Here is a 14,707-nt window from a genome sequence, read left to right as displayed (position 1 = left end):
ATCATTCCTGATAATCAGCTTTTTTTAATTTATAATTCTCTGCAACAGACCATTACAAGCAATACCTATGCTACTGAATTTTTTATACCAAATCTTATGGCAGATAGCACCCCCTTTTTTACGCAGGTATTTACGCCGGCGTGCTGCGCTGGCACCGGCATATGCGCATAACTGGTCTGAACGTTTCGGCAAACCTTATCCCGATCCGGTAAAACACGGCATCTGGGTTCATGTGGTTTCTGTTGGTGAAACACGCGCTTCATTACAATTTATCCGTGCGCTGCAAAAACATTTTCCGGATAAACCATTATTGATGACGCAAACCACGCCTACCGGTCGTGCCACGGTACAGCATTTTTTTCCTGAAGCACAATGCCGTTATCTGCCCTATGATAAAAAATCCTGGGTTAAACAATTTATCCGGGATCACCAGCCTGTATTCGGCGTATTAATGGAAACAGAAATCTGGCCGAATCTGATTAATGTCTGCGCCGACAATCAGATTCCGCTGTTTATGGCTAATGCACGCTTATCCGAAAAGTCTCTGCATGGTTATCTGAGAGTACGCTCACTGGTTGCACCGGCACTGGCCACGTTAACCGGCTGTTACGCCCAGACTGAGGCGGATGCTCAGCGGCTTAAACAAATCGGTGCTGCCAATATTCAGGTCTGTGGTAATACCAAATATGATATTACTCCGCCGGCAGAAATGGCTGTACTGGCACAAACATTCAGACAGCGTATTGGTAACAGACCGGTAGTTGTGTGCAGCAGTACCCGCTTTTACCACGGCACAGACGAAGCACAGTTACTGCTTGATGCATGGGCAAAACAAAAAACCGGCAATATCCTGCTGATTATCGTTCCGCGTCATACTGAGCGCTTTGAGCCAACTTATGAATATGCCGAAAAACTGAATTTTATTACCCAAAAACGCAGTGATAACCAGAATATCGCCGAACAGACTCAGGTCTGGATAGGTAATAGTATCGGCGAACTGTTTGCCTACTATGAATGTGCCGATATTGCCTTTGTAGGCGGAAGTCTGGTCGACAGCGGCTGCCATAATATTATCGAACCGATTGTGTGCAAGCTCCCTACTCTGTTTGGTCCTTCTACCTATAATTTTGCCGACGCCGCACCCAAAGCAATTGCCGCAGGAGCAGCCAGGCAAATTCAGTCTGCAGAAGACTGGGCAGCAACAACCCTGGCTTTGCTGGATGATTCACAGCAAAGAAAGCAGATGTCTGCCAGTGCACAAGCCTTTATTCGGCAGCATCAGGGAGCAAGTGAACGCATGGCACAAATCATTTATGATTGTCTGGCCAGCCATACCAATAAACCATCAGCTAGTTGAATTTTAAAAAAATCAGAGATTTAAAATTGAACTGAGAGCATAGAAAATCTTAGATAAATACTGATTTCTATTAATATTAATTAACAACTTTTATATTTGGCCGATAAACTGCATACTGAATTTTCTAAGCAAATAAAAAAGGCCGGACAATAGAAATTTGTCCGGCTTTTTTAATACTAGGCTACATTAATGTACACGTACATGAATGAATGGCACAGAATCTTCCTTAAAACTGTCCTTATATTTATCCAGAATAATTGGCGGACTATGATCACCAACAACCACTATGTCTGTGTCTTTAAAACCTCCGGCCTTAATTTCATTGGCAAGCACAGTAAAAAACTGATGCTGTAAATTCAGATTCCGGCATGCCTCCTGCCGGCCGTCAAATATCGGCTGTTTACAATCATAAGTATAATTACCAAGTATATCCTTTTCAGAATACGGATGATGAGTGTCGAGTGTCAGCCAATAGATAAATGATTTGTCCTGCGCAGCTTTATTTGCGGCAGACACATCATGCACAATATTATAGTCACAAGCGCCGGGAAATGAATGGCATTGTTTGATATTACTGAATTGCGGGAAAAAATGGGCGTTTTGCAGACCCATATGCGGATACCAGTCTTTACGGTCATACATTTTAGAATATGAACCATGAAAAGCCTGAACCAGATAACCTTCTTTTTGCAGGTGTATAGGAACACATTGTTTGAATTTATCAAACGGACCCAGAATAAAATTAGAACTTTTAGCTTTTAAATCACATAACTCACGCAGTTCTCCCATAATAGTACTGTGCAGTGCGGGATTTTCTCCCTGTGCAATTAACTGCACATTCGGAATATTCATTAACGGAGCATCAACAGACGGATTAACAGCTCCGTGTTCAGGTATAAACGTTCCCCACGACTCATTTAGAATGAACAATATTTTTTTAGGCGGATTCTGCATATCAATCTGCTTTTGCAATACACCGCCGTGCGGCCAGTCATAAAATTCCGGTTTAACCGTACCTCGCCAGAAAAATTCATGATTAAATTTCAGATTTTGAATCGTTTCATAATAACTTCCCCACCAGCCGGTTGTCTGATAACGATTGGATAGATTGACCCCGCGATAATCAAAGAAGAAAACTGCAAAAATCAGATACAGTAAGCCCAATGACCATATCATTCTGCCTGAACATAGCCGAACAATATATTTAAGTATGAGAAACAGACTTATTGCTAAATACAGAACAAATATTGCTATAAATAACCAGTATAATTTCGGGGCATGAGGAATAAAACGTAAAATCTCAATAAACTCGACAATATTATCATAATGATAAAATTGTTTAATCCAGTACAGAATATCAAATATATATACTACCGTGTATGCCAGAGCAAATAATATTAATGACCAGCGTCTGCGCAGGAATATTAAGGGCAAAATCCATATATACTCTAAAACAATAATATATCTTTCAGAGTAAACAAAAATATGAGCCAGCCAGAACAAACCATTGGTTATTAATAAATAAAGTAATAAAAAAATCCAAAATCGTAATGGAAAATAAAACTTTAACAGATTTGCTATTTTAATAATTGTTGGAAAATTCTTATCAAAACTCATACTTAATTCGTTTCATATGTATATATGCTTAATGAAAAAAAAAGCCGCTACCGCGGCTTTGTATGTATAGATTTCCTGAGTATTTAGATTGTGAATGCTTTAGGTATATATTTATCAGGCATATCTGAGCCTGCATTTTTCTTCAGTGAACCATTTTTCAATACATCTAATACTAATTTCTTACCAGCAATAGAAGCAGATACTTTAGTTCCGTTTACTGTATATGTAATTGTACAGCCTGTTGGAGCGTTAGCAGAAAGACTGCCGTCTTTAGCACTACCACCGATTTCTGCTTTACCGTATTTACCAGTTTGTTCGTCAATGGTGGCATCAAGTGCATTATTGTCACCTGACTTACAATTATTATTCTGCAAATTATCAATAATCTGAGTTTTCAGACCAGCAGCAAGGCTGGAAGCCTCTGAAGCCTGAGAACGGGCAATATAATCAGAGTAAGCAGGTACGGCAATTGCAGCAAGAATACCGATAATTGCAATTACAATCATCAATTCAATTAAAGTAAAACCTTTTTGGAATGCTTTCATATTATTCTCCATCTTACAAAACGGTTGAAAATTCATTAATACATCAATTTATATAATACTGGAGCAAATTTCATGCCAAGTTTTAAAATTTAATTATTTTTTAAATACAAAAATGTATCTGTAAGATAATATTTTGATTTTTAAATTTTAAATATTTAGAAATGCTCTTGGAATATATTTATTATTTATGGTTGAAGCATTATTTTTACGTAAGGATCCGTTTTTCAAAACATCCACTACCAATATTTTATTTGCAATAGCAGCAGAGACTTCTGTACTTTTTACTTTATAAGTAATTGTACATCCCGTAACCGAATTAGCCGAAGCACCTGATGATATTGATGCATTACCACCAATAGTAGCCGTACCGTATTTACCGGTCTGACTCACAACAGAATTGGTTCCCGAATCAAAACATGTATTATTTTGCAGGTTTTCAAAAATTTGTAATTTCAATACCCCTGCCATACTCGAAGCCTCACTAGCTTGCGTACGAGCTATATAATCATTATAAGCAGGAAGCGCTATAGCCGCCAGTACCCCGATTACAGCAATAACGATCATTAACTCAATTAAAGTAAAGCCTTTTTCTAATAGATATATTTTCATTGTCAGACGAAATCAGATATTTAAAGAAATGAAAGCAAAACACATACCATTTTCTTAAAATAACATGTATTTTCGAAAGAATATTAAATCTGTATTATCCAAAATTTTGTATACAGACTCATTTAAATTCAACAATGATGCTGCGGCTGATTAAATAACCAAAGCTTTAGGCAAATACTTTTGTTCTATAGTGCCGTTATTGAGTTTTAATGTTCCGTTCCTCAGTACATCCAATTCGAGATATTTATTTACCAGAACAAATGAAGCATTCTGCGAATATACCGTATATCGAATAGAACAGCCTGTTCTGGCAGTAGCAGAATGCTGAGCATTCACGACAGGAAATTCTGTCGTAATCTCTGCAATTCCGTATTTTCCTTTATAGCTATACTCTGATGGATTTTGTGCCCGGCATTTTTGGTTCTGTAAACTATCTAAAACCTGCGCTTTCAGGTTTCCTGCCAGATCTGCTGCTTCAGCAAGCTGAGCTTTTGCACTGTAATCCAGATAAGCGGGCACGGCAATGGCAGTCAGTATCCCTATTATTGCTATTGCAATCATTATTTCAATTAATGTAAAACCCTGGTGATGTAAACTCATGATGTTTTTAAATGTTTAAATTTGATTGATTTTCCGACTAATTTGCAAATGTAATATTCATTATTATATTTGATTATTCAATACAAAAATTTATTTATTTTGATTAAAAAATCAAATATGTACCTTTATTTCATAATAAATTGATTTATTTGTATATTTTTAATAAATTTTTTGACAAAATTTTTAAATTAAGTTTTTTATTACTAATAGTCAGACAATTATATCCGACGGATATAATTGTAAATCAGATAACTTTGTCCGGACTTACTTAATCTGGAAAATTACAGGTAATATTCCTGCATATACGCCCATACTGCTGCAAGCATAACCATCTGACTGGCCAGATTTCCGGTACCGGCTTCAGAATTAATATAATCAATCTGTTGCCGGGCGGCCCATACTGATAATGAACCATCATCACGAACAGTTTGATTATTCTGTAAAACGACATTGAAATTCCGGCCGGACAAAAACTCAAAAGCTCGCTGGCTGGTAACATAGAAAAAATCATGAGAATCTTTATCGGGGCTGACCGCTACCTGGCTCATCCCTTGCGCCATTGAGCCACCAGGCACATAGTTTCGTATGGATAATCCACTTGGATGATTATTATGCAAAGCAACAATCAATTTGGCGTGAATCATATACTGATTCAGAAAACTGTCGACCTCTTGAGTTAACTCTTCTCGTGCCTGAGCACAATTACCGCGCAGACATTTTAATGCGTTTTTCCGACCGGTTTCAGTAAAAATTCTATTTGGATCAAAGTGATAATTTACATCATTTGTTTGTATTCTGATTTCCCGGCTGCCACCATGGCGAAAATCCAGCAGACAGCCCTGCTGAATCTGGTTTAATGCCATTAATGCGGTCTGACGTGCAGTTTCTTCATTATCATGCACATGCACCCATACAATATGTTGCCATGGTTTACCTGTACAAGTCTGAGTCACCGGCAATAATTTTACTTGTCCGGTTGTATTAAAGGAATTTGAAACAGAATCTTCTGCTTGCGCAGGTAACACACCTGTAATCAATAACAATAAAAAAATATACTGAAAAATATAAAAAGTTGATTTTCTCATTTGGCTGATTATTTTCTGTTTTAATCTCAATTCTTTGTATGTATTTTTATTTTAATAAAGATATGCCTGTCAAATTACATTTTCTGCTGAATATCCAGCCTAAAACAAAATTTTCTGTCAATTTCTTTTAAATAAATTAATTTCTTAATTTATCAATATACATTTCTCATCATCTCACTGAATAGATTATTTGCCAAATGTGTCAAATTTTGTCACATTAAACTGAATTATGTAAGTACCGATAGTTATTATACTGATTAAGTATGAATTTGTATTTTTGTTTAATCAGTACGGTTTTAGTTGAAAATAATAATGGTATTCATTATTATTCGCAGATTTATCAATTTTTCTCTTTTCGTAGCTCAATAGTATGTCTGATCACCCTTTTCCTTCTTTTAAACTGGCATTGATTCCGTTCATTCTTTTTACCGGCAGCACTGTTTATGCTCAGGATAATACAGCAAAGCTGGACGATATTTACGTCACCGCCGAACAGCAGGTTAAACAGTCTCTCGGCGTTTCTAAACTTGATAGTCAGGATATTGAACGCAAAACACCGGTCAATGATATTTCTGAGCTGGTGCGTACGATGCCCGGCGTTAATCTGACTGGTAATACTGCTTCCGGTCAGCATGGAAATAAACGCCAGATTGATATTCGCGGAATGGGTCCGGAAAATACCTTAATACTGATTGACGGCCGGCCGGTTACTTCGCGCAACAGTGCACGCATGAGCTGGCGCGGTGAGCGTGACACCATTGGCGACAGCAATTGGGTACCGGCAGCAGAAATTCAATCAATTGAAGTTATTCGCGGACCAGCTGCCGCACGCTATGGTTCTGGTGCAGCTGGCGGTGTAGTGAACATTGTGACAAAAAAAGTCAGTAATGAGTTTCACGGTTCTATTAATGCGTTTATGAATTTGCCGGCAGATAAAGAAGAAGGCGATACACATCGTATCGGCTTTGATTTGTCCGGTCCGGTTATTAAAGATGTACTCGGCTTCCGCATATATGGCAATCTGAACAGTACTGATGCGGATTCACCATTCATTAATCAGCGTTCGAATGATAAAGGCAGCAAATCGCTGGCTGCCGGACAGGAAGGTCTGATTAATAAAGATATTGGCGGACGGCTGGCATGGCGCCTGTCTCCGGCACAAACTTTGACACTGGATACTACCTACAGCCGGCAGGGCAATCGTTATAACGGTGATGGTCCCAATAATGTACAGACTGATTACACCCAAAGTTTATATGGTAAGGAAACCCGCCGAGTATACCGCCAGAGTTTTGCACTGACTCATGAAGGTATATGGGATTGGGGCGACAGCAAGCTGGTAGCACAATACGATAAAACTACCAACAGCCACTGCTCTGAAGCGCTGTCAGGTGGTCCTGAAGGCTTGTGTCAGGATTTGGGCAGCAAAGATATTACTTATAAAGACAGTACACTGACAACAAAACGTCTGACGGGTGAAATACACTTTCCGTTTACATTAGGTATGTCCCACGTGGTGACTATGGGTGCAGAATATCAGCACGATAAACTGGATGATCCGGATGGTCTGCGCCGTATACCTCTTCCCGGGGCAGTTTATCCGGCTCCTGCCAACCACACACCGTCACTAAGCAGCTGGGCCGGCTATGTGGAAGACAATATCAGCCTGACCGACTATTTAAAACTGGTACCAATGCTGCGCTATGATCACAATAATAAAACGGGCGGCAATGTCAGCCCCGGAGTTAATCTGTCATGGCAACTTCATCCGAACTGGCTGATTAAAGGCGGAATAGCACGTGCCTACAAAGTTCCGAATCTGTACCAGAGTACAGACAGTTATATGCTGTACAGCAAAGGCAATGGTTGTGCCACCTCTTCCGGAAGCGGCCGTGGCTGCTATCTGATAGGTAACAGTAATCTCAAACCGGAAACCAGTATTAATAAAGAATTGGGTTTTGAATTTAATAAAAACGGTTATCTGGCTTCTCTGGCTTATTTCCGCAATGATTACAAAAATAAGATTGAAGCCGGCCGGCAGATTATATTCACGAATAGTACTGGCACGAACTCTCGCTCGGGCGGATATGACTATTTTGAATGGACCAATACCCGCAAAGCGCTGGTAGAAGGACTGGAAGGCAATTTAACCCTGCCTTTTTCAAGTAAATGGAAATGGGTAAACAATTTTACTTATATGTTTAATTCCAAAAATAAGGAAACCGGCAATCCTTTATCTGTCATCCCTAAATATACGATTAATTCGTCTCTGGCCTGGAATCCTGCTGAAAAATGGGACACATTACTTACCTATACTTACTATGGTCGCCAGAAACCGCGTACAGTACCGGTAAATCCTGTTGAGGCAGGTATCGGTAACGGAGGAAAAGGAACTACCGGTTTGAGCGGAGAAGAAATCGGCAGTTATGGTATCTGGGGTATTTCCGCCGGCTACGCTGTAAATAAAAATATTAATATCAGAGCCGGAATGTCAAATATATTCAATAAACGTATCTACGCCTCCACACTGCGCGGCACTGCGTATACATACAATGAACGCGGCAGAGCAGTATGGGGCAGTATGAAAGTTTCTTTCTGATACTTTCTGTGAACAGGCTGCTATTCGGGCAGCCTGTTTTTTATAAACAAATTATTTTTCACCGTGACTTATCCATCAATTTCAGTTACTATCATAAATAGTAATGATTATTGTTTACACGTAATGAGCAACTTTATTAAGTAAACAGACACAGGTTATTCAATCTGACTGTACTTTAACCAAACCACTTGATCCGGCAATATTTTTAACTGGTATTCGATTAATTTTACCATGCAGCAACAAAATCTTACCGCGCACCCGTCCTGTTGTCTCCATATGTTCTGTAACACCAATCAACTGACGGAAAGATTAAATATGCGCCAGATTATTATTTTTCTTTTATTGTTTTTTACGGCCTTAATCTTGCACAACACAGCCAAAGCTCAGCCTAATCTGAATGAACCAGCTAATTTTGCTGCATTAAAGCAATCAGACAGCGGCTATCTGTTTAATATGCTTGCGTTTACTTCTGCAGACGGACAGCGTCATTACCGGGTTTATATAGCAGCCCCCGACCGCAGAGCTCCTGCAGAGGGTTTTCCTGCTTTCTATATTCTGGACGGAAATGCTGCACTGGATTTTCTGACGCCGGAAAATATGCAGGCACTGTCCGCACAGCCTCAGCCTCCGGTGCTGGTACTGATTGGCTATGCCACAGATAAACGCTTTGATGCGCAGGCACGGACCTACGATTACACCATTGCGCCGGACAATGACAATACCGATCCTCTTGATTCAACCAGAATAAACGGCGGGGCTGATATATTTCTGGATTTAATTCAGAATGAAATTATGCCGGCAGTAAATCAACAGGTTCGGATTAATCCCAATGCACAAACTCTGTGGGGGCACTCTTACGGCGGGCTGATGGTTATGCATACTTTGTTTACTCAGCCTAATCTTTTTCAGCACTATATTGCTGCCGATCCGTCCGTCTGGTTACACGGCGATCTGTTACAGCAGGAAGCTGAAACCATGCTTAAACGTCAGGTGGCTTTTTCCGGCAGCAGTCTGTGGGTTTTAAGCAGCAAACTCAAAGCCGGTAAATTACCGAAAAATCCTCAGGCGGCCGCACGTATCCGTATACGCAATGAGCATACAGCCAGATATGCTGGTCTGATTAACAAACTCATTAACGAATTAGAGCAAAAAACTGATTTAACTATCAGATATGAGCATTATCCGCAGGAAAATCATGGCAGCCTGTTTGGCAAAAGCCTGCAACAGGCATTATTTTACCCAGTAATCAGGCAATAAAATGAATAAACGTTCTCTACATCAGGCTTATCTGACACGCGTTCAGGATATTATCGATCTGAGCCCGAATTTACGCCGGCTGGTTTTGCATAGTCCGGAGCTGACCGATTATCCGCATCAGTACAATGGTGCGCATATCAAAATATTTCTGGCACCGGATGGTCAGATAACACCGCAATTACCCCAGTTTTCCGGTCATGGTTTTAACTGGACTGAGCCGGATAATAAACCGATAGTGCGTACCTATACCATTCGCAATTATGATGCACAGACGTGTACGGTAAGTATTGATTTTGTCAAACACGGAGACACCGGACCCGCTTCATCTTTTGCCGAGCATGCTCAGGCTGGAGATATTCTTGGAATCTCTTCCCCCGGCGGGCCGAATCCGATGCTGAAAACAGCGACACGCTATTTATTTGCCGGTGATATTACAGCTCTTCCGGCAATTGAATCTCTGCTGGCAGATATTGCCGCAGATGCGGGCGGTGACGTTGTGCTGTTATTACCGCAGGCAGAAGATCTGCTAGCATCACTCCCGTTACCTGAAAAAATGCATCTGCATACCTTTTTTGGTGATTTGAGCCAGATTCCTGCTGTAGTAGAGCATATAAGCAGTTTTGCCCCGTTGAATGATGATGACTTTGCCTGGGTTGCCGGTGAAGCAGCACTGATTAAGCCACTGCGTGAATTGCTGCGTACACAGTGGCAATTACCGCCTCAGCGCCATTATGCCGTTCCCTACTGGCGTCAGGGAGAAAATGAAGAAAGTTATCATAAAGCACGGCACAGATTTATTGATAAATAGATATCTGCTCAAGAAAATTAACTTTAGCCTTGTTCAGGCGGTATAATTAATGCAAACGATAATGATAGGAAATACTGAAAAATGATTAAATCTTGCTGGAAACCTCTTGCTTTGTCTGTTTTAACTTTGTCTCTGCTTTCTGCCTGTGGCGAAAAAACCAATGAGAATCACACTGCCAGTAATGCTTCGTCTGCTGCTGCAACTACTGTTAACGGACCAACAGTGACAATAAATACTGCCCGCGGAGAAATAACCGTACCGGAGAATCCATCTAAAGTCGTGGTATTTGATATGGCTACACTGGATGATTTACAGGCATTGAAGGTGCCGGTTATCGGTGCCCCGAAAAAAGTGCTGGTACCGTATCTGCAGCAAACTCTGGAAACGGTAAACAATACCGGTACTTTATTTGAACCGGATATGGAAGCACTTAATGCGCTGAAACCACAGCTTATTATTATCGCTGGTCGTACCGCTCCGAAATATGATGAACTCGCGGCTCTTGCTCCCACTATCGATATGTCTGACAGCGGACAGGATTTAATTGGCGATGGCATGAAAATGCTTGATAGCTACGGTAAGCTGTTTAAGAAAGAAGCTGAAGCGAAAAAACTGCATGATGATATCCAGAATCTGCTTAATGAAACCCAGCAGGCAGCCAAAGGAAAAGGCACTGGTCTGATACTGATGGTTAATGCCGGCAAACTTTCAGCATTTGGTTCTTCCTCTCGCTTTGGCTGGATTCATACTCAGGTTGGCGTACCGGCTGCAGATACCAGCATTCCGGCTTCTCCGCATGGTCAGTCTGTCTCTTTCGAATACGTGCAGAAAATCAATCCGGACTGGTTATTCGTTATTGACCGTACTGCTGCCATCGGCGAAGAAGGTAAAACCGCTCAGGCTGTACTGAATAATGATCTGGTACGTCAGTCTAAAGCATGGAAAGAAGGTCACGTTATTTATCTGAGCAGTGCATCCTATCTGGCCGCAGGCGGCGTACAGCAAATGAAAACTGATCTGACCAATATTAAAGCGGCAATGTCACACTAAGCCGGAGTTTTATTCACGATAATCAGGTTGTGCTATGCTGCATAAATATGCAGTATTAGCGCGAATCTGTTGTCTGTATTTTTTCTGTCATATGCTTCGTTCCTCTCAGATTAATGCAATCAATTTTTTGCTGTTACCTATTTTATTGATTATCAGCATTAGTATTGGTGCAGCTTCTTTTCATTGGGGTGATCTGTTTATCAGTAATGATACCCGTTCTTTGCTCTTGTATAGCCGTTTACCCCGATCTCTGGCGATTATTCTCACCGGTGCCACACTGGCCGTAGCGGGTATGGTGTTACAGATAGTATTGCGCAATCGTTTTCTGGAACCGGGTATGGTTGGTGCTACCCAAAGTGCAGCACTTGGGGTATTACTGGTCTCCATCTGGTTGCCGCAGGCCAGTCAGCTGACCAAAATGAGCTGCGCCAGTCTGACTGCTTTGCTGGGGATGACGCTGTTTTTATTTTTATTTCGGCGTCTGCCTGCACACCGGCAACTGATGATTCCGCTAATCGGCATAATCTATGGCAGTATTATTGAAGCACTGGTGAATTTTATCGGTGTGGAAACCAATACCCTGCAATTGCTGGCGGTGTGGTTTGCCGGTGATTTTTCTGCAGTACTCGCCGGACGTTACGAATTGCTGTGGATTACCGGTCTGATGACATTAGTTATTTATTTTCTGGCTGACCGGCTTACCATTGCCGGACTGGGACAGAATATCAGCACCAGCCTCGGTATCAACTATGCACAAATGATGTGGATTTCCCTGATTACTGTAGCCATGATTACTGCCATTGTCGTGGTAACAGTCGGACAGATTCCTTTTATCGGGCTGGTAGTGCCTAATATTATTTCCCGGCTGGCAGGTGACCGTTTACGTCAGAATCTGCCCGCAGTTGCACTCCTGGGTGCCAACGCTCTGCTGATCTGTGACATTATCGGCCGCACTATCGACCCGCCTTATGAAATACCGGTGTCTCTGATTTTCGGTATCGTCGGAACCGTGATTTTCCTGTATTTGCTGTTTAGAAAGCCTTCTGTACATGCAGTTTAATTCCACTATGCCGTCACATCGCTCCGGTGCACGTTTTTTCGGTGTGCTCGGTATTCTGTTAATTATTGCCAGTATTCTGTTTATGACATATGGCGTTAAAGGAAGCTGGGATTTTGTACTGCAGCTGCGCGGTAAAAAGCTGCTGATGCTGCTTACTGTTGCCTACGCAGTTGGTGTATCCACTTTACTTTTCCAGACTCTGACCCATAACCCTATTCTTACACCGGGATTACTTGGCTACGATTCGCTTTATCTGTTACTGCAAACCATTACTTTGTTTGTATTCGGTGCAGTAGGATTCACCAGTATGAGTGTGCTGAGCAAATTTGTTATCGAAGCACCAATAATGATGGTTGCCTCGCTCCTGCTGTTTCGCACTTTAACCCGGAACAGTAACGGTGACTTGGCCCGACTGATACTTACCGGTATGATTTTCGGAGTCATGTTTCGCAGTTTCAATAGTCTGCTGCAACGCCTGATTGACCCTACTCTGTTTACGGTTGCTCAAACCAGCTATTTTGCCCAGTTTACCTCCGTGAATGTCACCATGCTGATTATCGGCATGAGTATCATGCTGTTCAGTACAGTCTGGATCTGGCGGATGCGCTATCAGCTCGATGTTCTTATGCTCGGACGTAATGCCTCTATAGCACTGGGTATTAACTATGGACGGCTGAGCCACAGCATTTTGTTATGGATTGCTCTGCTGGTTTCGGTTTCCACTGCACTGGTCGGTCCGGTCAGTTTTTTCGGTTTACTGATATGTGCACTGGTTAATACCTGCGCCCCCGATATGAAACATCAGCTGCGGCTGCCGTCAGCATTTCTGGTTGCGGCACTGGTACTGGTCAGCGGCCAGCTGATATTTGAGCAGCTGCTTGGTATGCAGGGCGTACTGAGTGCCGTTATTGAATTTTGCGGCGGCATTGTGTTTCTGTGGCTGGTATTAAAACGCAAACGCTAGGCTGCAACAGTAGCTTTTTTATCATCACCATTTTTTGCACCGATTTAACCTGACAGCATTATGATTACCATAAAAAATGTTAACCACCACATCAACGGTACACCCATTCTCCGCGATATTAATCTTGATATTCCAGATAAAAGCATTACTGCGCTGATTGGTCCCAATGGTGCAGGTAAATCTACATTGTTCTCGCTGATTGCCCGCCTGCAACCTTTACAGGAAGGCAATATCCATATTGATGAACTTGAAGTCAGCCACAGCAAATCAACTGCCATAGCCAGAAAACTGGCTATATTGTCGCAAGAGAACAACATACAGAGCCGTATTACCGTACGTGACTTATTACTGTTTGGCCGCTATCCGCATAATCAAGGACGCATCACAGCAGAAGACCAGCAAATTGTTGATCAGGCTTTACAGCGCTTTGAGCTGGAACCATTGCAACAGCGTTATCTTAGTGCACTTTCCGGCGGACAGCGCCAGCGCGCACTGGTAGCCATGACTTTCTGCCAGCAAACCAAACATGTTATTCTTGATGAACCGCTTAACAATCTGGATATGTATCATGCACGTGAGCTGATGCGTTTATTACACCAGCTGACCAGCGAACAGGGGCTGGCTACCATTATGGTGGTTCACGACATCAACATGGCAGCAGCCTATGCTGACCATATTGTTGCTCTTAAAGACGGGCAGATTGTTATGCAAGGTACACCAGAAGATATTATTACTGCAGACCATATTCAAACCATATTTAATCTGGATACAGAAGTTGTCAGCCATAAAGGGAAACCTCTTGTTATCCATCACTTCTAACAGGCTTTATTATGCAAAACAATAATACCCCCGGTTCACGCAAAATGACGGGGCTGATTACTGCCATGATTGCTTTGTTTGTCGTACTGGCTGCATGGTTTATCTGGCTGTTTTTGGGAGATGATGCTGCCGTACGGATGTCAATGGCACGGATTATGCTCATTTTTATGGGGCTAGTGTGTACTTTTCTGTTTGGCGTATTTATTATGATTGGCGCGAAAATCTGGCGCCGGCAACACACGCATCACTAAAAACACATAGATTCAAGGCCAAAAGCCAAACTGAAAGTTATGCTATTCTGCATAACTCAGTACCAGTGTGTTTATTAAAATAATTT

The 14,707-nt window shown here is 41.7% G+C and carries 14 protein-coding genes; 9 read left to right on the top strand and 5 right to left on the bottom strand.

Translation table 11 applies throughout. From position 1 onward, the window contains the following. The first annotated feature begins 67 nt into the window (after window positions 1-67). Entirely contained in the window at window positions 68-1,357 is a 1,290-nt protein-coding gene (gene waaA / locus H3T75_RS02075) for a lipid IV(A) 3-deoxy-D-manno-octulosonic acid transferase (protein ID WP_198210871.1), read from the top strand. 186 nt (window positions 1,358-1,543) lie between these two features. Here the strand turns inward: waaA and H3T75_RS02070 are convergent, their stop codons facing one another. The 5 genes from H3T75_RS02070 to H3T75_RS02050 all read right to left on the bottom strand — a co-directional run bounded on the left by H3T75_RS02070 (window position 1,544) and on the right by H3T75_RS02050 (window position 5,813). Continuing rightward, the gene (locus tag H3T75_RS02070) at window positions 1,544-2,533 is read right to left on the bottom strand and encodes a sulfatase-like hydrolase/transferase (protein WP_198210870.1); all 990 of its coding nucleotides are present in this window, start codon (window positions 2,531-2,533) and stop codon (window positions 1,544-1,546) included. Between the two features lie 524 nt (window positions 2,534-3,057). Further along, window positions 3,058-3,519 (bottom strand): pilin, encoded by a 462-nt coding sequence (locus H3T75_RS02065; RefSeq protein ID WP_084552005.1) that lies wholly within the window; start codon window positions 3,517-3,519, stop codon window positions 3,058-3,060. Window positions 3,520-3,666: 147 nt separating this feature from the next. After that, window positions 3,667-4,128 carry a pilin gene (locus H3T75_RS02060; protein WP_198210869.1) on the bottom strand — a complete coding sequence of 154 codons (462 nt, stop codon included), beginning with the start codon at window positions 4,126-4,128 and terminating at the stop codon, window positions 3,667-3,669. Between the two features lie 150 nt (window positions 4,129-4,278). After that, complete coding sequence (locus H3T75_RS02055) at window positions 4,279-4,728, bottom strand: pilin (protein WP_096765601.1); 450 nt, start codon at window positions 4,726-4,728, stop codon at window positions 4,279-4,281. 281 nt (window positions 4,729-5,009) lie between these two features. Continuing rightward, window positions 5,010-5,813 (bottom strand): hypothetical protein, encoded by an 804-nt coding sequence (locus H3T75_RS02050; protein WP_198210868.1) that lies wholly within the window; start codon window positions 5,811-5,813, stop codon window positions 5,010-5,012. A gap of 370 nt (window positions 5,814-6,183) precedes the next feature. Between H3T75_RS02050 and H3T75_RS02045 the strand changes: the two genes are divergently transcribed. From H3T75_RS02045 to H3T75_RS02010, 8 genes are all read left to right on the top strand, one after another. Continuing rightward, entirely contained in the window at window positions 6,184-8,412 is a 2,229-nt protein-coding gene (locus H3T75_RS02045) for a FepA family TonB-dependent siderophore receptor (RefSeq protein WP_198210867.1), read from the top strand. A 315-nt stretch (window positions 8,413-8,727) separates the two neighbouring features. Next, a complete protein-coding gene (locus H3T75_RS02040) occupies window positions 8,728-9,669 on the top strand; it encodes an alpha/beta hydrolase (protein WP_198210866.1) in 942 nt (313 codons plus the stop codon). 1 nt (window position 9,670) lies between these two features. Continuing rightward, window positions 9,671-10,477, top strand: a complete 807-nt coding sequence (locus tag H3T75_RS02035) for a siderophore-interacting protein (protein WP_198210865.1) — start codon at window positions 9,671-9,673, stop codon at window positions 10,475-10,477. Window positions 10,478-10,558: 81 nt separating this feature from the next. Further along, entirely contained in the window at window positions 10,559-11,527 is a 969-nt protein-coding gene (locus tag H3T75_RS02030; RefSeq protein WP_084552010.1) for a siderophore ABC transporter substrate-binding protein, read from the top strand. A 91-nt stretch (window positions 11,528-11,618) separates the two neighbouring features. After that, a complete protein-coding gene (locus H3T75_RS02025; protein ID WP_025331123.1) occupies window positions 11,619-12,587 on the top strand; it encodes an ABC transporter permease in 969 nt (322 codons plus the stop codon). A gap of 7 nt (window positions 12,588-12,594) precedes the next feature. After that, the gene (locus H3T75_RS02020) at window positions 12,595-13,551 is read left to right on the top strand and encodes an iron chelate uptake ABC transporter family permease subunit (RefSeq protein ID WP_198211259.1); all 957 of its coding nucleotides are present in this window, start codon (window positions 12,595-12,597) and stop codon (window positions 13,549-13,551) included. A 60-nt stretch (window positions 13,552-13,611) separates the two neighbouring features. Further along, entirely contained in the window at window positions 13,612-14,370 is a 759-nt protein-coding gene (locus H3T75_RS02015; RefSeq protein WP_084565380.1) for an ABC transporter ATP-binding protein, read from the top strand. Between the two features lie 11 nt (window positions 14,371-14,381). Beyond that, the gene (locus H3T75_RS02010; protein WP_078475161.1) at window positions 14,382-14,621 is read left to right on the top strand and encodes a hypothetical protein; all 240 of its coding nucleotides are present in this window, start codon (window positions 14,382-14,384) and stop codon (window positions 14,619-14,621) included. Window positions 14,622-14,707 lie beyond the last annotated feature (86 nt).

It is taken from the genome of Snodgrassella sp. W8135 (assembly GCF_016101225.1).
GTDB lineage: Bacteria > Pseudomonadota > Gammaproteobacteria > Burkholderiales > Neisseriaceae > Snodgrassella > Snodgrassella alvi.
The sequence above is the reverse complement of the archived record's forward strand: the minus strand, read 5'-3'. Positions and strand labels throughout refer to the sequence as shown.

What these genes read in the sequence shown, in the direction of transcription:
- H3T75_RS02055 (WP_096765601.1), bottom strand. Translation starts at nt 4,728, where the DNA reads ATGAGTTTACATCACCAGGGTTTTACATTAATTGAAATAATGATTGCA.
- H3T75_RS02015 (WP_084565380.1), top strand. Translation starts at nt 13,612, where the DNA reads ATGATTACCATAAAAAATGTTAACCACCACATCAACGGTACACCCATT.
- H3T75_RS02050 (WP_198210868.1), bottom strand. Translation starts at nt 5,813, where the DNA reads ATGAGAAAATCAACTTTTTATATTTTTCAGTATATTTTTTTATTGTTA.
- H3T75_RS02060 (WP_198210869.1), bottom strand. Translation starts at nt 4,128, where the DNA reads ATGAAAATATATCTATTAGAAAAAGGCTTTACTTTAATTGAGTTAATG.
- waaA (WP_198210871.1), top strand. Translation starts at nt 68, where the DNA reads ATGCTACTGAATTTTTTATACCAAATCTTATGGCAGATAGCACCCCCT.
- H3T75_RS02010 (WP_078475161.1), top strand. Translation starts at nt 14,382, where the DNA reads ATGCAAAACAATAATACCCCCGGTTCACGCAAAATGACGGGGCTGATT.
- H3T75_RS02030 (WP_084552010.1), top strand. Translation starts at nt 10,559, where the DNA reads ATGATTAAATCTTGCTGGAAACCTCTTGCTTTGTCTGTTTTAACTTTG.
- H3T75_RS02035 (WP_198210865.1), top strand. Translation starts at nt 9,671, where the DNA reads ATGAATAAACGTTCTCTACATCAGGCTTATCTGACACGCGTTCAGGAT.
- H3T75_RS02020 (WP_198211259.1), top strand. Translation starts at nt 12,595, where the DNA reads ATGCCGTCACATCGCTCCGGTGCACGTTTTTTCGGTGTGCTCGGTATT.
- H3T75_RS02065 (WP_084552005.1), bottom strand. Translation starts at nt 3,519, where the DNA reads ATGAAAGCATTCCAAAAAGGTTTTACTTTAATTGAATTGATGATTGTA.
- H3T75_RS02045 (WP_198210867.1), top strand. Translation starts at nt 6,184, where the DNA reads ATGTCTGATCACCCTTTTCCTTCTTTTAAACTGGCATTGATTCCGTTC.
- H3T75_RS02040 (WP_198210866.1), top strand. Translation starts at nt 8,728, where the DNA reads ATGCGCCAGATTATTATTTTTCTTTTATTGTTTTTTACGGCCTTAATC.
- H3T75_RS02070 (WP_198210870.1), bottom strand. Translation starts at nt 2,533, where the DNA reads ATGATATGGTCATTGGGCTTACTGTATCTGATTTTTGCAGTTTTCTTC.
- H3T75_RS02025 (WP_025331123.1), top strand. Translation starts at nt 11,619, where the DNA reads ATGCTTCGTTCCTCTCAGATTAATGCAATCAATTTTTTGCTGTTACCT.